Source organism: Streptomyces sp. NPDC007905 (assembly GCF_042959345.1).
Classification (GTDB): domain Bacteria; phylum Actinomycetota; class Actinomycetes; order Streptomycetales; family Streptomycetaceae; genus Streptomyces.
The window spans coordinates 457,422-475,400 of the sequence record NZ_JBIBKS010000002.1 but is presented as its reverse complement, the minus strand read 5'-3'; the positions used below and the strand labels follow the sequence as shown (position 1 = coordinate 475,400).

Annotated in this window: 17 protein-coding genes; 8 read left to right on the top strand and 9 right to left on the bottom strand. The window is 71.4% G+C overall.

All coding sequences use genetic code 11. From position 1 onward, the window contains the following. The first annotated feature begins 93 nt into the window (after positions 1–93). On the top strand, positions 94–909 hold the full coding sequence (locus tag ACFZDC_RS05890; protein ID WP_391320497.1) for an SURF1 family cytochrome oxidase biogenesis protein: 816 nt from the start codon (positions 94–96) through the stop codon (positions 907–909). Between the two features lie 23 nt (positions 910–932). On the opposite strand, the gene ACFZDC_RS05885 is transcribed toward ACFZDC_RS05890, so the two are convergent. From ACFZDC_RS05885 to ACFZDC_RS05855, 7 genes are all read right to left on the bottom strand, one after another. Then, positions 933–2,009, bottom strand: a complete 1,077-nt coding sequence (locus ACFZDC_RS05885) for a hypothetical protein (RefSeq protein ID WP_391320495.1) — start codon at positions 2,007–2,009, stop codon at positions 933–935. Positions 2,010–2,134: 125 nt separating this feature from the next. After that, the gene (locus ACFZDC_RS05880; protein ID WP_391320493.1) at positions 2,135–2,821 is read right to left on the bottom strand and encodes a SigE family RNA polymerase sigma factor; all 687 of its coding nucleotides are present in this window, start codon (positions 2,819–2,821) and stop codon (positions 2,135–2,137) included. A 321-nt stretch (positions 2,822–3,142) separates the two neighbouring features. After that, positions 3,143–4,222, bottom strand: a complete 1,080-nt coding sequence (locus ACFZDC_RS05875; RefSeq protein WP_391320491.1) for an aspartate-semialdehyde dehydrogenase — start codon at positions 4,220–4,222, stop codon at positions 3,143–3,145. Beyond that, positions 4,222–5,499 (bottom strand): aspartate kinase, encoded by a 1,278-nt coding sequence (locus tag ACFZDC_RS05870; protein ID WP_391320490.1) that lies wholly within the window; start codon positions 5,497–5,499, stop codon positions 4,222–4,224. The genes ACFZDC_RS05875 and ACFZDC_RS05870 overlap by 1 nt, the downstream gene beginning before the upstream one ends. A 186-nt stretch (positions 5,500–5,685) precedes the next feature. Next, positions 5,686–6,345 carry a DUF5063 domain-containing protein gene (locus ACFZDC_RS05865; protein WP_391320488.1) on the bottom strand — a complete coding sequence of 220 codons (660 nt, stop codon included), beginning with the start codon at positions 6,343–6,345 and terminating at the stop codon, positions 5,686–5,688. Then, a complete protein-coding gene (recR, locus tag ACFZDC_RS05860; protein WP_067004569.1) occupies positions 6,338–6,937 on the bottom strand; it encodes a recombination mediator RecR in 600 nt (199 codons plus the stop codon). The genes ACFZDC_RS05865 and recR overlap by 8 nt, the downstream gene beginning before the upstream one ends. Positions 6,938–7,031: 94 nt before the next feature. Next, a complete protein-coding gene (locus ACFZDC_RS05855; protein ID WP_391320487.1) occupies positions 7,032–7,376 on the bottom strand; it encodes a YbaB/EbfC family nucleoid-associated protein in 345 nt (114 codons plus the stop codon). 298 nt (positions 7,377–7,674) lie between these two features. Here ACFZDC_RS05855 and ACFZDC_RS05850 point away from each other — a divergent pair, with 298 nt between their 5' ends. Then, on the top strand, positions 7,675–8,424 hold the full coding sequence (locus tag ACFZDC_RS05850) for an SLATT domain-containing protein (protein ID WP_391320485.1): 750 nt from the start codon (positions 7,675–7,677) through the stop codon (positions 8,422–8,424). Between the two features lie 25 nt (positions 8,425–8,449). On the opposite strand, the gene ACFZDC_RS05845 is transcribed toward ACFZDC_RS05850, so the two are convergent. Continuing rightward, the gene (locus tag ACFZDC_RS05845; protein WP_391320714.1) at positions 8,450–10,507 is read right to left on the bottom strand and encodes a protein kinase; all 2,058 of its coding nucleotides are present in this window, start codon (positions 10,505–10,507) and stop codon (positions 8,450–8,452) included. Between the two features lie 221 nt (positions 10,508–10,728). Here ACFZDC_RS05845 and ACFZDC_RS05840 point away from each other — a divergent pair, with 221 nt between their 5' ends. The 4 genes from ACFZDC_RS05840 (at position 10,729) to ACFZDC_RS05825 (ending at position 16,245) form a co-directional block, all read left to right on the top strand. Further along, positions 10,729–12,084 (top strand): aminotransferase class III-fold pyridoxal phosphate-dependent enzyme, encoded by a 1,356-nt coding sequence (locus ACFZDC_RS05840; RefSeq protein ID WP_391320483.1) that lies wholly within the window; start codon positions 10,729–10,731, stop codon positions 12,082–12,084. A gap of 101 nt (positions 12,085–12,185) precedes the next feature. Further along, positions 12,186–12,875 carry a GntR family transcriptional regulator gene (locus ACFZDC_RS05835; RefSeq protein ID WP_391320481.1) on the top strand — a complete coding sequence of 230 codons (690 nt, stop codon included), beginning with the start codon at positions 12,186–12,188 and terminating at the stop codon, positions 12,873–12,875. Then, positions 12,872–15,514, top strand: a complete 2,643-nt coding sequence (locus tag ACFZDC_RS05830; RefSeq protein WP_391320479.1) for a glycosyltransferase — start codon at positions 12,872–12,874, stop codon at positions 15,512–15,514. The genes ACFZDC_RS05835 and ACFZDC_RS05830 overlap by 4 nt, the downstream gene beginning before the upstream one ends. 80 nt (positions 15,515–15,594) lie before the next feature. Next, positions 15,595–16,245, top strand: a complete 651-nt coding sequence (locus tag ACFZDC_RS05825) for a hypothetical protein (protein ID WP_391320477.1) — start codon at positions 15,595–15,597, stop codon at positions 16,243–16,245. Between the two features lie 57 nt (positions 16,246–16,302). Here the strand turns inward: ACFZDC_RS05825 and ACFZDC_RS05820 are convergent, their stop codons facing one another. Beyond that, entirely contained in the window at positions 16,303–16,719 is a 417-nt protein-coding gene (locus ACFZDC_RS05820) for a hypothetical protein (RefSeq protein ID WP_391320475.1), read from the bottom strand. Positions 16,720–16,835: 116 nt separating this feature from the next. Between ACFZDC_RS05820 and ACFZDC_RS05815 the strand changes: the two genes are divergently transcribed. Further along, entirely contained in the window at positions 16,836–17,681 is an 846-nt protein-coding gene (locus tag ACFZDC_RS05815; RefSeq protein ID WP_391320473.1) for a Scr1 family TA system antitoxin-like transcriptional regulator, read from the top strand. Further along, positions 17,678–17,863, top strand: a complete 186-nt coding sequence (locus ACFZDC_RS05810; protein ID WP_391320471.1) for a DUF397 domain-containing protein — start codon at positions 17,678–17,680, stop codon at positions 17,861–17,863. Before ACFZDC_RS05815 ends, ACFZDC_RS05810 begins: the two co-directional genes overlap by 4 nt. Positions 17,864–17,979: the final 116 nt, after the last annotated feature.

Here is a 17,979-nt window from a genome sequence, read left to right as displayed (position 1 = left end):
GACCCCGGCGCATCCCGCTCGTCCACTCACCGCGGGCCGTCACGGACGGACCCCGGGCCGAGCCCCCGGCACGGGCGCCGTACCGTTGAGGGCGTGTACCGGTTTCTGCTGACACCCCGCTGGTGGGGGATCAACGTCTTCGTGCTGCTCGCCATCCCGTTCTGCGTCTTCATGGGGTCGTGGCAGCTGAGCCGGTTCGAGGGGCGGGTGCAGGAACACCGCGCCGCCACCGAGCAGGCCGCCTCCGACCGGCACGAGCGGGCGCGGCCGCTGGCCGGGATGCTGCCCGTGGACAAGAGCACCTCGGGACGGCGGGTCACGGCGAGCGGCCGGTACGGCAAGCAACTCCTCGTGCCGGGCCGGGAACTGGACGGCAAGCGCGGCTTCTACGTGCTGACGCTGCTGCGCACCGACTCCGGCAAGGCCCTCCCCGTGGTGCGGGGCTGGCTGCCCGGCACGGCGGATCCGGCGAAGGCACCCGCCCCGCCGGCCGGCGAGGTCACCGTCACCGGTGCGCTGCAGGCCTCCGAGACCCCGGGGGACAACGGGGTCAGCGCCCAGGGCGGGCTGCCCGCCGGGCAGACGGGCGCGATCAGCTCGGCCTCGCTGGTGAACCTGGTGCCGTACCAGCTGTACGACGCCTGGGTCACCCTCGACCGGGCCGACGCCGGGATGAGGGCCGTGCCCGCGAGCGCACCGGACGGCACCGGTCTCGACCTGAAGGCCTTCCAGAACCTCGGCTACACCGGGGAGTGGTTCGTCTTCGCGGGCTTCGTGGTCTTCATGTGGTTCCGGCTGCTGCGCCGCGAGGTGGAGTTCCAGCGGGACGCCGCGCTCGGCCTGGTGCCTGAGCAGGACCAGGAGCAGGACCAGGAGCACGGCAACGCCTCCGCTCCGACCACCGTCTGAGGCCTGCGCCCACCGTCCGAGGCCTACGCCCCCACGAGCACCCCGGTGTAGTACACCGTCCCGGCGCACGCGTTGGAGACCGTCGCCGACACCGTCGAGCCTGCCTGGGCGGTGTGGGTGACGAGGACGCTGCCGTCGGCCGGCACGCCGTCCTCGGTGACGAGCTGGGTGGTGGTGCCCTCCGTGCCGCCGGTGTCGGTGCCCCCGCCGGAGCCGGTGGAACTGGCGTCCTGCGTGGGGGTCGGGTCGGGCGAGGGGCCGCCGCTGTCCGTGCCGCCGGTGTTGCTGCCGCCGGTGGTGGGGCAGGTCTCGGAGGGCACGAAGGCGAACTTCTCCTCGTACGCCGAGCCCGGCTGCAGGACCAGCGTGGCGACCTCCTGGGAGGGGTCGGGCAGACCGGCCGCCGCGTCCCCCGACATGTGCCGGGCGCTGGCGACCTTCGCGGGATCGGCGGCCCCCTGCGCCGAGACGCCGACCGTGCCCGCGCCGCCGACGGTACAGGCGGTGCCGGAGGTGTTGGTGACGCGGAAAGTGCCGTAGACGACACCCGCGGAGTCCGGGGCGTCGACGCTCTGGGTGGCGGAGCCCAGCTGGGCCGTCGTGCACAGCGGGGCGCCCGTGGCCGCGGTGGAGGACGGGTCGGCGCCGGCGGACGAGCCGGTGCCGTCGCCGCCGGTCTTGCCGTGCTCGCCGGTCCTGCCGCTGTCCTTGCCGTGCCCGGGGTTCGTGCCGGGCGAGCCGCCGGCGCTGCTGGAGCCGCCGTCCGGGTCCTTGCCCTGGGTGGCGCCGCCCTGTGCCTGGGAGGTCTGCCCGGCCATGGCGGTGTTGGGGTCGGTGCCGCCGGAGTTCGAGACGTGGATCAGGGCGGGGATCGCGGTGCCGATGAACAGCGCGGCGGCCGCCATGCCGACGACGGCCTGGCGCTTGCGGGCCCGTCGGGCGGGCACGGCTCGGCGCAGATGGTCCAGCGTGCCGTGACGCGGTTCGATGTCGTCGACCGCCGAATGCAGCATCCGGCGCAGGTCCAGCTCGTCCGAGTCGAGCCCGTCACCGAGCGGGCCGAGCCCCTCGGGGCCCTTTTCGTCGGGGCCGTGGTTCACAGTTCCGTTCCCAGCGTGCGATTGCGTGTGCTCTTGCTTCTGTTTCGTCGGCTCGTGCCAGGCGTAGGGCTCATGGCGCTCGTGGGAGTGGCGCTCATCGGAATCGCCCCCTTCGGTCCGCTCGCTCATACCGGTGCCTCCATGGCCACCCGGAGGGCGGCGATGCCCCGCGAGCCGTACGCCTTCACCGAGCCCAGTGAGATGCCGAGCGTCTCGGCGACCTGAGCCTCGGTCATGTCCGCGAAGTAGCGCAGGACGAGGACCTCGCGCTGGCGGCGCTGCAGGCCCTTCATCGCCTTGATGAGGTCCCGGCGCTCCAGTTGGTCGTAGGCGCCCTCCTCCGCGCTCGCCATGTCGGGCATCGGCTTGGAGAGGAGCTTCAGGCCGAGGATGCGGCGGCGCAGGGCGGACCGGGAGAGGTTGACGACCGTCTGCCTCAGGTAGGCGAGCGTCTTCTCGGGGTCGCGGACCCGCTTGCGGGCCGAGTGGACGCGGATGAAGGCCTCCTGGACGACGTCCTCGCAGGAGGCGGTGTCGTCGAGGAGGAGCGCCGCGAGGCCGAGCAGCGAGCGGTAGTGCGCCCGGTAGGTCTCGGTGAGGTGGTCGACGGTCGTGCCGGCGACCACGGTGTCCGAGGCCGTCGCGGTCGTCGCGGTCGCCTCGGTCTCGTCGGAGCCGTCACGCTGACTGGGTATGCGGGCGGGCCGCGCTGCGGGCATGGGCGCGATCACCGGCATGCCGCCGGGAAGGCGCGGCCGGGGCGGCCGCAGGGCCGTGCCGCGGGCCGCAGTGAATTCGAGTACCTCTGCCACGCCAGTTGGACACGTTCACCCCCGATAAGGTTGTACGTGCCGGACGTCACATGTGCGACAACCGACGGAGCCTTAAGTGCCGTCATGCGTCCCGCTCTTCCCCTATATCCCATTTGAACGGGCGCCCCCACGCCCCGATCGCGGCGTCCCCACGCCAGGATCCTCACGTCTCACGCCCCGCAAGGGTGACCGCAAAGACGCTCCCCGCCTCCCGCGTGGTTGCGGGGGCGGGGAGGAAAATCCTCTGCTGCCGGGCAGCACGGTTCAAGTGGTTTGGACCATGCTCCCGACCACATTTCTTACATGGAGCCTACAAGCGTCTTATCCGCGGGCGGGATTCTCTCCTGCGATCTCCGCCGCCACCAGCTCCGCGATCTGCGCGGTGTTGAGCGCCGAGCCCTTGCGGAGGTTGTCGCCGCACACGAAGAGTTCGAGCGCGGTCGGGTCGTCCAGCGCCCGCCGCACCCGACCGACCCAGGTCGGGTCCGTGCCCACCACGTCGGCGGGCGTGGGGAACTCACCGGCGGCGGGGTCGTCGCAGAGCACCACACCGGGCGCGGTGGCGAGGATCTCGCAGGCGCCGTCGACCGTCACCTCGCCCTGGAAACGGGCGTGGACGGTGAGCGAGTGCGTGGTGATCACCGGCACCCGCACACAGGTCACGGCGACCGGCAGGGTCGGCAGTCCGAGGATCTTGCGGGACTCGTCCCGCACCTTCATCTCCTCCGACGACCAGCCGTCCTCCCTGAGCGACCCGGCCCACGGGACGACGTTCAGCACGACCGGCTCGGGGAACGGTCCGGTGTCGTCCCCGACGGCCCGCCGCACGTCACCGGGTTTGGTCCCCAGCTCGGTCCCGGCGACCAGGGACAGCTGGGCGCGCAGCGTCTCGACGCCCGCGCGGCCCGCCCCGCTCACCGCCTGGTACGACGACACCACCAGCTCGCGCAGCCCGAACTCGGCGTGCAGCGCGCCCAGCGCGACGATCATCGACAGGGTGGTGCAGTTGGGGTTGGCGACGATCCCGCGCGGCCGGCTCCGCACCGCGTGCGGATTGACCTCGGGCACGACGAGGGGCACGTCCGGGTCCATCCGGAAGGCGCCGGAGTTGTCGACGACCACCGCACCGCGCGCCGCGGCGATCGGCGCCCACTCGGCGGCCACCTCGTCGGGCACGTCGAACATGGCGATGTCCACCCCGGCGAAGGCGTCCTCCGTCAGGGCCACGACCTCGACCTCCTGCCCGCGCACGGCCAGCTTGCGGCCGGCCGAGCGCGGGGAGGCGATCAGACGGATCTCACCCCAGATGTCCGCGCGCTGGGACAGGATCTGGAGCATGACCGCGCCGACGGCTCCGGTCGCTCCCACGACCGCGAGCGTCGGCTTCCCGGTCAGCGCCATCAGCGGCCCGTGCCTCCGTAGACGACGGCCTCGTCGGTGTCGGAGTCGAGCCCGAAGGCGGTGTGCACGGCGCGCACGGCCTCCGGCACGTCGTCGGCGCGGGTGACGACCGAGATGCGGATCTCGGAGGTGGAGATCAGCTCGATGTTGACCCCGGCGTCGCTGAGCGCCTCGAAGAACGCGGCCGTGACGCCCGGGTTGGTCTTCATGCCGGCGCCGACCAGGGAGATCTTGCCGATCTGGTCGTCGTAGCGCAGCGAGTCGAAGCCGATGCCGGAGCGGTTCCTCTCCAGCGCGTCGATGGCCTTGCGGCCCTCCGTCTTCGGCAGCGTGAAGGAGATGTCGGTCAGGCCGGTGGACGCGGCCGACACGTTCTGCACGACCATGTCGATGTTGATCTCGGCATCGGCGATGGTACGGAAGATCGCGGCGGCCTCACCCGGCTTGTCCGGGACGCCGACGACCGTGATCTTGGCCTCGGAGGTGTCGTGCGCGACACCGGAGATGATGGCCTGCTCCACCTTCTTGTCCCCTTGCTGAATCGGCTCGCTGCTGACCCACGTGCCCTGCAGTCCGCTGAAGGACGAGCGGACGTGGATCGGGATGTTGTAGCGGCGGGCGTACTCCACACAGCGGTGGAGCAGCACCTTGGAACCGGACGCGGCCAGCTCCAGCATGTCCTCGAAGGAGATCCAGTCGATCTTCTTCGCCTTCTTCACCACGCGCGGGTCGGCGGTGAACACGCCGTCGACGTCGGTGTAGATCTCGCAGACCTCGGCGTCGAGCGCGGCGGCGAGCGCCACGGCCGTGGTGTCGGACCCGCCGCGCCCCAGCGTGGTGATGTCCTTCTTGTCCTGGCTGACGCCCTGGAACCCGGCGACGATGGCGATGTTGCCCTCGTCCAGCGCGGTACGGATCCGGCCCGGCGTGACGTCGATGATCCGGGCTTTGTTGTGGACCGAGTCGGTGATGACGCCTGCCTGGCTGCCGGTGAACGACTGGGCCTCGTGACCCAGGTTTTTGATCGCCATGGCCAGCAGCGCCATGGAGATACGCTCTCCGGCGGTCAGCAGCATGTCGAACTCCCGGCCGGCAGGCATCGGAGAAACCTGCTCGGCGAGATCGATCAGCTCGTCCGTCGTGTCGCCCATCGCGGAAACCACGACAACCACCTGGTTGCCGTTCTTCTTCGCTTCCACGATCCGCTTGGCGACGCGCTTGATGCCCTCGGCATCGGCTACGGAGGAGCCTCCGTACTTCTGCACGACAAGGCCCACGTGCGCTCCTCGCTCGGTTCGTTTGTGTCGGCTCAGTCTAACGAGCGTCCGAAATCCACCCTCCTGCTCCCGCATGGTGAGACGTCGGACGCTCGCTTCCGGAACCTGCCCAGCCCATGGCACCCCACGCGAAAAGTGCCCCGGGTCACAGCCGCGCCACCCGGACGTCGGCGGGCCGAGCGGGAGCTACGTGGTGGGGCCCGTCCCCAACGGTCCCCCGATCTCCTCCGCCATGACCTTGCCCGCCTCGAACTCCAGGGTCTCGTCGCCCACCGCCTGGTCGGTGTCGAGGCCGTCGAGCTCTTCCAGGGGCTGGTTGAGGCGGACGTGGATGAGGACCGACTGCAGGGCGCGCAGTACGGCGGAGGCCGTGGGGCCCCAGTTGGAGAAGTAGGAGAACTGCCACCACCACAGGGCCTCCGTGGTGCGGCCCGAGCGGAAGTGGGCCATGCCGTGGCGGAGGTCGGTGATGACGCCGGCGAGATCGTCGGAGATACGGGCCGGTACGGGGGCCGTGCGCGGCTCGTAGGGGTCGAAGACCTCGGAGTAGACGTCGATGGGGTCCAGGAGGCGGGCCAGGTTCTCGCGCAGTTGGTCGACGTCCGGCTCGGGGCCCAGGTCGGGTTCGTAGCGCTCGTCGGGAACGATGTCCTCGTGCGCACCCAGGCGGCCGCCGGCCAGCAGGAGCTGGGAGACCTCCAGGAGCAGGAAGGGGACGGCCGAGGCGGGCTCGTCGCCCTTCGCCACCTCCGTGACGGCCACCAGGAAGCTCTCAACCTGGTCGGCGATCTGGACCGAGAAGTCGTCCGGGTTCAGCGCAGTGGCGTGCAGCGTGGCGTCAGACATCTAGCAGTCGTCTCCCCTCGAAGGCGCGGCCGAGGGTGACCTCGTCCGCGTATTCCAGGTCGCCACCCACTGGGAGGCCGCTGGCCAGGCGGGTGACCTTCAGGCCCATGGGTTTGATCATGCGGGCGAGGTACGTGGCTGTCGCCTCGCCTTCGAGATTGGGGTCCGTGGCGAGGATCAGTTCGGTGACCGTGCCGTCGGCGAGACGGGCCAGGAGCTCCCTTATCCGCAGGTCGTCGGGGCCCACACCCTCGATCGGGCTGATCGCGCCGCCCAGGACGTGGTAGCGGCCGCGGAACTCACGGGTGCGTTCGACCGCGACGACGTCCTTCGGCTCCTCCACCACGCAGATGACGGAGGGGTCGCGGCGCGGATCGCGGCAGATGTTGCACAGTTCCTCCTGTGCCACGTTGCCGCAGGTCGCGCAGAAGCGGACCTTCGCCTTCACTTCCAGGAGCGCCTGCGCGAGCCGCTTCACGTCCGTCGGCTCCGCCTGCAGGATGTGGAAGGCGATCCGCTGCGCGCTCTTGGGACCGACGCCGGGCAGCCGCCCCAACTCGTCGATGAGGTCCTGGACCACGCCTTCGTACAACGGACTGCCCTTCCTTAAGACCTTTCGGTACGTACGGTAGTTGGCTGTCGCCTTTCCTCGGAAGGCGGTACCGGTCTCGCGGGGGTGGCGAACGTCAGAACGGCAGGCCGGGAATGCCGCTGCCGCCGCCCAGGCCCTGTGCCAGCGGGCCCAGCTTCTGCTGCTGGAGCGTCTGCGCGTTCTCGTTGGCCGCTTGTACGGCCGCCACGATCAGGTCGGCGAGGGTCTCGGTGTCCTCCGGGTCCACCGCCTTCGGGTCGATCTTCAGGGCCCGCAGCTCTCCGGCGCCGGTCACGGTGGCCTTCACCAGGCCGCCGCCCGCCTGCCCGTCGACCTCCGTGTTCGCCAGTTCCTCCTGCGCCCGCTGCAGGTCCTCCTGCATCTTCTGGGCCTGCTGGAGCAACTGCTGCATGTTGGGCTGGCCACCACCGGGGATCACGATCAGCTCCTGTTTCGTCGATGCTCTTCGACTGCTCCGTTGTTTCTCCGTTGTGCACGAGCCTACGTGGTCTACGCGGCCATCGCCCCGCCACTCTTTCGAGTGAGAAAGGAGAGGATTCTATACCTGATCAAGGCCCCCTTCCGGGCGGAAAAGTCAGGAAAGCGCCGTCTGAGCCACCCATTGGGCGGTAGGAAGGGTGCCGCGCGTCGGCATGCAATGTCACGCAATGTGACCGGTCGTCTTCAATGTCGTGTTCAGTGTCGTGTTCGGTGTCGTGTTCAGTAGGGAGTGCCGGGTGGGTCAGCCGGAGATGCAGCCCGAGGGTCCGCCTCAGGACGGGTGGGGCGAGGGGGCGGCCGGGCTGCGGCCGGGCGATCTGACCGGGCGGGAGTTTCCGCTCGGGGACTGGGGGGGGCCCGCCGAACGGCTGGACGAGCTGTACCGGTGGGTGGAGCGGGGGGCCCTGCAGACGGCGGCCTGGTATCTCGCGGACCGGGTGTGGAAGCGGCGCGGGGCGCGGGCGCTGCGGGCCGGGGCGGCGGCGGGGGCGGTGTGCGGGGCGGCGCTGCCGTTGCTGGATGTGACCGGGGCCGTCGGCGGGCTGGCGCCGTGGGGGTATCTGGCGCTGGTGCTCGCGGTGGCGTGTGTCGGGGTCGACCGGTTCTTCGGGGTGACCTCCGGGTGGATAAGGGACGTGGCCACCGCACAGGCCGTGCAACGGCGGCTCCAGGTGCTGCAGTTCGACTGGGCGTCGGAGTGCGTGCGCGAGGTGCTGGGGCCCGCGGAGGGGACGGCCAGTGAGGCCGCCGAGCGGTGCCTGGGGGTGCTGCGGCGGTTCTCGGAGGATGTGCTGGAACTGGTGCGGACGGAGACGGCCGACTGGATGGTGGAGTTCCGGACGGGCCCGGCACCGCTGGGGATCCAGGCGGCGGTGGCTTCCGGGGCCCGGGCGGAGTCCGGTGCCCCCGTGGGAAGGTTTCCGCTGCCGCCCGCGAACGGATCGCGCCCGAACATGCCTCGACAGCGGCCCCCGGAACCCCGGTAGCCGGGTCCTGCCCGGGCAGTTCACCTCACTGCTTGGTGTAGATCAGGCTCTCCCCACCGCTCTTCTTCACCCGCTTCAGCCGCCCGTCCGACAGCAGCGAGACCTCGGTGGCGTCGCCCGGCGAGCAGGACGAGCGGGGCTCACCGGAGGTGACCGTGGACGGGCCGATCTCCAACGGGCCGCCTGATCCCGGTTGTTCGGTCAGCTTCGCCTCGAAGACACAGTGGTACGTGCCGCCTGCGTCGGTGGGGCCGTCCGCGACCAGCGTGAGGACCGTGTCGCCGGTCTGCCCCTGTTCGATGGTGAGTTGGCGGGTGTTGGACCCGTTGGCGTTGTCGATCGTGGTCTCCCAGGTGCCGAGGTAGGCGTCCGGGATCACGCCGTCCGCGGGCGCGGCGGAGGTCGGCGCCGAGGTCGTCGGTGCGGGCGCCGGGGAGGTGTCGGCCGGCGCGGTCGCGGTGCCGGTCGGCGCGGGGCTGACCGTCCCGTCGGCCGTGTCGGCACTTCCGTGCTTCATCAGCGCGTACACCGAGCCGCCCGCGCCCAGCGCCACGACCAGCGCGATCACGACGAGCAGCGCGGTGGAGCGGCCGTTCTTCCGCGCCGGCTCCGGTGGCGTGCCGACGGGAGGCGGGCCGTAGGGCGGGGTGGAGCCGAGGGCGCCGCCGTAGGGGTTGTACGACTGCTGTGGGTAGCCGTAGGCGGCGGAGGGGTGCTGGGGGTGCTGTTGGGGGTAGCCGTAGGGGCCCGGGGCTCCGTAGGCGGGAGAGGCGGGGGGTGCGCCCGGCGGTGTGCCGGGTGTGCCGGGTGTGCCGGGGGACGGTGCCTGCCCGGAGACCATGGTCGGAAGGTGGTTGACCGGCGGGGGGACGTCGTCGGGGGCGGGTGCGTGCTCGTGGATCCAGGCAGGCGGGCTCACCGGTGCGGGGGCGGGCGCGGGTGGGGGCACGTGGGGAGGCACCACCCGTCCTTCGGCCGGGCGTGGGTTCCCCCGCGCATCACCCGTGCCGCTTTCGCCGTCGGCTGCGGGTGGCCCCTGGGGGGCGGACTCGCCGTCGGCGGATGCGGCTTGCCGCGGGGCCGGGACGGGGCGGGGCGGGGCCGGCGTTGCCTGGGGCGGGGTCGGCGTCCCCTCCGGGTCCTCCGCCTCCAGGAGTTGCACGGCGTGGCGGCCCAGTTGCGCCACCAGCGCGCCCGGCAGCCAGGGATCCCGGGACCGCCCCCCGGCGACCGTGTCCCCCGCCCCCGTCCGCTCCAGGATCCGGTCCAGTGACGGCCGGGCGGCGGGGTCCTTCTTCAGGCAGTCCCTGACCAGGTCCGCGATCCCCTCCGGCAGCCCCTCCAGATCCGGCTCCTCCTGGGCGATGCGGAACATCAGCGCGTGCACCCCGCTGTTCGCGCCCCCGAAGGGGAGAACACCGGTGGAGGCGTAGGCCAGCACGGACCCGAGGCAGAAGACGTCACACGCGGGCGTGATCCGGTCCCCGCGCACCTGCTCCGGCGCCATGAACCCCGGCGACCCGACCAGCGACCCGGTACGCGTCAGACCGTCCCCCGCCAGCGTCTCCATCGCCCGCGCGATCCCGAAGTCGATCACCCGGGGCCCGTCGATGGTCACCAGCACGTTGGACGGCTTCAGATCCCGGTGCACGATCCCCGCCGCGTGGATGTCCTTCAGCGCGTGCGCGAGCCCCGCCGCGAGGATCCGTACCGACCGCTCGGGCAGCGCCCCGTGATCGTGCCCGACGACCTGCTGCAGGCTCGGCCCGGCGACGTACCCGGTGGCCACCCAGGGCACCGCGGCCTCGGTGTCCGCGTCCAGCACGGGCGCGGTCCAGTAGCCGCCGACCCGCCGCGCCGCCTGCACCTCCTGCCGGAACCGCGCCCGGAACTCCTCCTGCTCGGCCAGCTCCTCCCGGACCAGTTTCACGGCGACGGTACGCCCCCGGTCCGACCGGGCGAGGTACACCTCCCCCATGCCGCCCGCGCCCAGCCGCGCCAGCAGCCGGTAGGCCCCGATCCTCCCCGTGGCCCGAACGCCCGGGGGGACCCCCAGCGGATCCCCCGGTTCCAGCTTCTCCATCCCCGCGCCGCCTTCCCCCCCATAGGTCTGCAACGCACCGAGAATAGTGCGGTCGTCCGGGATGTCGCGCGGACCTGGGTCTACGGTTCCGTAACAGCGGCCGGGTGACAGGTGCCCGGGCGGTGCCGCCCGCCCCTTCGACAACCTGTCGCGGAAACCCCCCGCAGGGGGAACAGGACGCCGATGTCGCGTCCGTACCGCGGACACCTACGCTCGCCCGCATGACCCCTCAGCCCCATCCCGAAGCCGGCGCCGCAGTGAAGGCCGCGGACCGTGCGCACGTCTTCCACTCCTGGTCCGCCCAGGACCTCATCGACCCGCTCGCCGTCGCCGGCGCCGAGGGGTCGTACTTCTGGGACTACGACGGCAAGCGGTACCTGGACTTCACCAGCGGGCTCGTCTTCACCAACATCGGATACCAGCACCCCAAGGTCGTCGCCGCGATCCAGGAGCAGGCCGCGACGATGACGACGTTCGCGCCCGCGTTCGCCGTCGAGGCGCGCTCCGAGGCGGCCCGGCTGATCGCCGAGCGGACGCCCGGCGATCTGGACAAGATCTTCTTCACCAACGGCGGCGCGGACGCCGTCGAGCACGCGGTGCGCATGGCCCGGCTGCACACCGGCCGCCCGAAGGTGCTCTCGGCGTACCGCTCCTACCACGGCGGCACCCAGCAGGCGGTGAACATCACCGGTGACCCGCGCCGCTGGGCCTCCGACCATGGCAGCGCCGGTGTCGTCCACTTCTGGGCGCCCTTCCTCTACCGCTCCCGCTTCTACTCCGAGACGCGGGAGCAGGAGACCGCGCGGGCCCTGGAGCACCTGGAGACGACGATCGCCTTCGAGGGGCCGGGCACGGTCGCCGCGATCATCCTGGAGACCATCCCCGGCACCGCAGGGATCATGGTGCCGCCGCCCGGCTATCTGGCCGGGGTCCGGGAGCTCTGCGACAAGTACGGGATCGTCTTCGTCCTGGACGAGGTCATGGCCGGGTTCGGGCGGACCGGCGAGTGGTTCGCCGCCGACCTGTTCGACGTCGTGCCCGACCTGATGACCTTCGCCAAGGGCGTGAACTCGGGCTATGTGCCGCTCGGCGGTGTGGCGATCTCCCCGAGGATCGCGGAGACCTTCGGCAAGCGTCCGTACCCCGGCGGCCTCACCTACTCCGGGCACCCGCTGGCCTGCGCCGCCGCCGTCGCCACGATCAACGTGATGGCGGAGGAGGGCGTCGTCGAGAACGCCAAGCGGCTCGGCGAGTCGGTCCTCGCCCCCGCCCTCGCCGAGCTGGCCGAGCGGCACCCGAGCGTCGGCGAGGTGCGCGGCACCGGCATGTTCTGGGCGCTGGACCTCGTGAAGAGCCGGGAGACCCGCGAGCCGCTGGTGCCGTACAACGCGGCCGGCGAGGCGAACGCCCCCATGGCCAGGTTCACGGCCGCCGCCAAGCAGCACGGCCTGTGGCCCTTCGTGAACATGAACCGGACGCACGTGGTCCCGCCGTGCAACGTGAGGGAGGCCGAGTTGAAGGAGGGTCTCGCGGCACTGGACACGGCGCTGGGCGTCGCCGACGAGTACACGGTGTAGCCGAGCCGCAGCTGCCGTGGGTGGAACCCGAACGCGTAAGGTGGCGTGCTCGTAAGAGATGGCGAGTACGTCACCCATACGTGTGAGGAGAGGCCCGGACGATGCCCGGCAACGGCGCCGTGACGCGCAGCACCCTGCGCCAGCAGATCGCGGACGCGCTGCGTGACGAGGTGCTGGCGGGGCGCCTCACGCCGGGCCGGGCGTTCACCGTCAAGGAGATCGCCGACCAGTACGGCGTCTCCGCGACCCCGGTCCGCGAGGCCCTGGTCGACCTCTCCGCGCAGGGCATCCTGGAGGCCGACCAGCATCGCGGCTTCCGCGTCCCCGAGTACTCGCTCGCCGACTACCGCGGCATGATCGAGGCCCGTGCCCTGGTCACCGACGGCATGTTCCAGAGCCTCAGCACCGGGCACCCGGCCTTCGACCCCCAGGCTCCTCGGACGATGGCGGCCCTGGCGGCCGTGCGCCGGCGCGGCGAGGAGGCGCAGCGGGCCGCGGCGGCCGGCGACCTCACCGTGCTGATCGGCTACGACCTGCGGTTCTGGCGCGAGCTGAGCGGCCTGTTCGGCAACCCCTACCTCGCCGACTTCCTGCACCGGCTGCGGGTGCGGTCCTGGGTGTGCGCGGTGCAGTACCTGCGCCGGCTGCCCGACGTACGCGGCCGCCTGTGGGCCGGGCACACCGACCTGGTCGACGCCCTGGGCCGCCACGAGGCCGACACCGCCCGCGCGATCGTGGCGGCGGCCAACGAGCACTCCCTGGCCCTCGTCGAACGGCTGGCCGCGGAATGACGGGACCCGCCATCGAACCGGACCGACCCGCGGGCGGCCGCCGGACCCGCACGTCCGCCTCCCACACGACCGCCTCGGGCGGCCACCCCGCCGGGGATCGCCCCGCCCCCGCCACAGCCGCTCCCATCCCCCACCCGCGAGCCGCCGGCGGCGCGTACGCCCCACAGGGGCCATGCCCGTCCGACCGCGCAAGCCGCACGGACGGTGCGGGTGGGCACACTCCGGCCGAAGGCGGAGCCGAGGCGGTCGACCTGTCCGTCGTCATCCCCGCCTACAACGAGGAACAGCGCCTCGGCCCCACCCTGGTAGCCGTCACCCGGTATCTGGCCGGGACCGGGGACACCTGGGAAGTGATCGTCGCCGACGACGGCTCGACCGACGGCACCCGCGAGGTCGGCGCACTCGACCACCCCGGGGTACGGCTCGTCGCCAGCCCCCGCAACCGCGGCAAGGGCCATGCCCTGCGGCTCGGAGTCGCCGCTTCCCGCGGGCACCGCGTCCTGATCACCGATGCCGACCTCTCCGCGCCCATCGAGGAGCTGGAGCGGCTGGACAAGGAGCTCGGCGAGGGCAACGCGGCGGCGATCGCCTCCCGGTCGGTGCCCGGCGCGGAGATAGCCGACCGGCAGCACCGGGTGCGCGAGCTGCTGGGCCGCGCCGGGAACTTCCTGATCCGCCGCACGGCCGTGCCGGGGGTACGGGACACCCAGTGCGGCTTCAAGCTGTTCGAGGGCGACCGGGCCCGCGCGGCCTTCGGCGCCGCCCGCCTCGACGGCTGGGGCATCGACGTGGAGGTACTGCACCACTTCCACCGCGCCGGCTGGCCGGTCGCCGAGGTCCCGGTCCGCTGGAGCCACCGGCCCGGCTCCAAGGTCGGCCCCCTCGACTACGTCCGCGTCCTCGCCGACCTGGCCCGCATCAGGGCCCGCGCCCTGCGCCCCGCCGACCTCCTCGCCACCGTCCTCTTCCTGCTCATGTCGGTGGCCCTGTACTCCGGCCGCTTCTTCGACCCGTCCCACCGCTATCTGACCGACTCCATGCAGGACCAGAACCAGTGGGAGTGGTTCTTCGCGGTCACCGCCGACAGCGTCGCCCATCTGCGCAACCCGCTCTTCACCGACCTCCAGGGCTTCCCCGACGGCGTCAACCTGATGGCCAACACGGTGATGCTGGGCCTGTCAGTGCCGTTCACCCCGATCACCCTGCTGTTCGGCCCGGCCGCCTCCCTCAGCCTCTGCATGACGCTGGGCCTGGCCGCCACCGCGGGCGCCTGGTACTGGCTGATCGTGAAGCGAGTGGTACGACGCCGGACGGCTGCCTTCGTCGGGGCGTCCCTCGCGGCCTTCGCGCCCCCGATGGTCAGCCACGCCAACGCGCACCCGAACTTCGTGATCCTGTTCATGATCCCGCTGATCATCGACCGCACCCTGCGCCTGGCCACGGGCGCCCGGGTGGTCCGGGACGGGATCGTGCTCGGCTTGATGGCCGCCTACCAGGTCTTCCTCGGCGAGGAGCCCCTGCTGCTCGCGTCGATCGGCATGCTCCTGTTCGCGGCCGCCTACGGTGCCGTACGCCGGGATGTGGCGAGGGCGGCCTGGCGGCCACTGCTGAAGGGCCTGCTGGTCGGCGGAGCCGTCTGCCTGCCCCTGGTGGCATACGCGCTGTACTGGCAGTTCGCCGGGCCGCAGAGCTACCGGGGCATCCTGCACGGGGACAACGCGGGCAACAGCCCGCTGTCCCTGCTCGCCTTCGCCGAACGCTCCCTGATCGCGGGCGACACGGAGATCGCCGGCTCGCTGTCGCTGAACCCGACCGAGCAGAACGCCTTCTACGGCTGGCCGCTGGTCGCCGTCGCCTTCGCGATCGTCGTACGGCTGTGGGAACACGCCCTGGTCAAGGCGCTGGCGTTCACCGCGGTGGCGGCGGCGGTCCTCTCCCTCGGCCCGAAGGTCCGTATCCCGCTGACCGACACCGTCTACCCCGGCCCGTGGGCCCTGCTCGCCCACAGGCCGCTGTTCGAGTCGGTCATCGAGGGCCGTGTGGCGATGATCTGCGCACCGGCGCTCGGCATGCTCCTCGCGCTCGCCGTCGACCGCGCCGCCGCCTCCCGGAACCTGGGCACCCAGTACATCGGCCTGCTGGGCGTGACCCTCGCACTGCTCCCGTTGATCCCGGCCCCCCTGAAGTCCACGGAGCGCGTCGCGGTACCCGCGTTCCTCACGAACGGGACGTGGAAGTCGTACGTCCATGACGGCGAGACGCTGGTCCCGGTGCCGCTGCCCGACCCGGGCGCCGCCGAGGCCCTGCACTGGCAGACGGCGGCCCATCTGCGCTTCAGGCTGCCCGGCGGCTACTTCAACGGCCCCTGGGGCGAACAGCGCGTCGGCATCTACGGCGCCGCCCCCCGCTTCACCTCCAACATGCTCCGGGACGTCCGCTACACCGGCGTCGTCCCGGTGATCGGCAAGAACTGGCGGGCGCAGGCCAAGCAGGACTTCGCCTACTGGAAGGCGGGCGCCCTGGTGCTGGCCCCGCAGCCCAACGACGGCGCTCTGCGCACGGTTCTGAAGGAGCTGACCGGCCGGGAGGGGAAGTGGACCGGCGGGGTCTGGGTATGGGACCTGCACAAGGGGAGCTGAGCCTGCGCCGCACCGACTACCCTTCCCTGACCACCCGCTGCTGTGCGTGAACGCGCGCCTGCCGATGCGAGGAGCTCTCTTTGGCCTGTGATCTGTGGCTGGTACCGCTCGTCGACGTGTTGTGCCACACCCCGGACAACCCGTTCGCCGAGGAACTCGCGCACTACAACGACGCGCTGGCCTCGGCCGGGCTCCCGCCGGTGCCGGTGTACCAGTACATGCCGGGCCTGTCCGGCGAGGTCGCCCCGGTGGCCGGCTTCGACTACGACGCGCTGCACTTCCTGCGCCGTGCCTACCTGCTCCAGGTGTGCGGGCTGCCGGTGACGCCGGTGGACGAACTCGGCGGCGACTACGAGCAGCTGCTGGAGATGTTCGAGTCGACGGCCCAGCAGTCCCACCTGGTCTGGCACTACGACCACGCGGGCGCGTACGTCCCCGTCGACTTCCCGCACCCGCTCTCCAACGACGAGCTGCTCGCCGGGGGCGGCCCACTGGGCTCCTCGCAGTCCCTCCTGCGGGAGCTGGAGTACGTGGCCCCGTCGATCGGCATCGACCCGGCCAACCCGCCGACGCCGCCGGAACCGCCGTCCTCCCCCACCGACTTGGAGGAACCGGCCGTCCCTGCGCCGTTCGACCCCAGCCCCTTCGCCCGCGAACGTCACGTGTGGCTCGGCCTGCACGCGGCGGCGACGCGGTCGCTGGCCCAGGGGTCGATGATCGTGTTCAGCTGAACCCGGCCGCCCCGGAGCAGAAGTCGGCGCGGTTGGGGAACCGGGTCCGCCTCCGGTTCAGCGCGGTTCGGCAACCGGGTCCGCCTCCAGTGCCGTGCGCAGCAGCAGCGTGTGGACGAGACGGTCGGCCGCGGTGGGCGGATAGCGCCACGCCAGCGGCCACGTCTGCCCCTCCAGCGCGGGCACCGGGATGTAGCAGACCCGGTACGGGCCACTCGTCAGCCGGGTCACCTCTTCCGGCCAGGCGTGGTGGGCGGTGCTTCCGGCCGCCACGAGGAAATAGACACACCGCCGCCCGCTGCCCGACTCGACCACCGGCCCCGGATCACCTCCGGTCATCCGCGCCAGCCGGTCGGCGACCTCGCGCCCACGATCACCGTCGAGCCGTACGGCGTCGAATTGGACCCCCGCCTTGCGGAGTTGGATGCCGGTGGGGGGAACCCATTCCAGGGCGGGGTGACTTTGCGTATTCATGAGACCAGTGTCAGCAGGGGCCGCTACCGTCTTCCATAACTCTGCGTCAACCCTTCGGAACGGTCGGGAGTCGACGCGGAGAGCCGATGACCGGTTGAGTTCGGTTGAGTCCGGGGGTGACCGCGATGGCGCGGGCGGAGAACAAGGTGGAGGCGGGCGGCACGGCACATCTCGTCGCCGCCCTGGCGAAAGCACTGCGCGAGCAGCAGAAGCTGACCCAGGACGAGTTGGGCAAGCGGATCGGGTACACGGGCTCCGCGATCAGCGCGATGGAAACGTGTGCGCAGCCGGCCAGCGACAAGATGCTGGTGGCGTTGGAGGAGCAGATCGGGGGTGGGTTGGGGGTTTTCGAGAAGGCGCGGCGGTGGATGCTCCTGGAGAAGTACCCGGCCCGCTTTCGGGGCTTCTCCGAACTGGAGGCCGGAGCGGTCACGATCAGTTCGTACGAGACGTTGGTGGTCGACGGGCTGTTCCAGACGGAGGAGTATGCGCGGGCGTTGATCGGTGGCGGATATCCACCAGTGACCGAGCAGAAGCGCGAGGAACTGGTTGAGGCTCGACTGGCTCGCAGGGCGCTCTTCGACCGGCTCCCGGTGCCGATGATCGAGCTGATCCTGGAAGAGAGCGTGCTGAGACGGCCCTTCGGTTCCTGGGAGGTGCTCCGAGGACAACTGCGCTCCCTGGTGGAAGACGCGCAGAGGGACAACGTCTGTCTTCAAGTGCTCCCCATGGATCGGGGGTTGCGGGGCACGTATGCCGGGGATCGTGGCGGCATGAAGCTGGTGGTGACCAAGGACCACGAGCACGTTGTCTACATGGAGGTCGAGGACCAGGGCATCCTGATCAGCGATCCGGCGGAGGTGTCCCAACTCGCCCACCGGTATGCGAAGATCCGCGCACAGGCTCTGAGTCCCGACGACTCATTGGGCCTCGTCGAACGGTTGGCAGGAGAGAAGCGATGACCGGTACCGACACCCTTCGGTGGATCAAGTCCAGCTACAGCGACAGCGGCGGCGGCAACTGCATCGAAGTAGCCCCCTGCCCCCACACCATCCACATACGGGACTCCAAGAACCCCGACGGCCCCCTTCTCACCGTCTCCTCCACCGCCTGGGCCGATTTCCTCATCCACGCCGTGAAGTGACCGTGGGGCCGCTCGCTCCTCGGTCATGGTGGTGCTTCCGCGCGGCGAGTCAAGGGCGCTCGCGGAAGCACGACACTGGCCAAGAAGCGGGCGGCCCCACAGCGCCCCATCCGGCC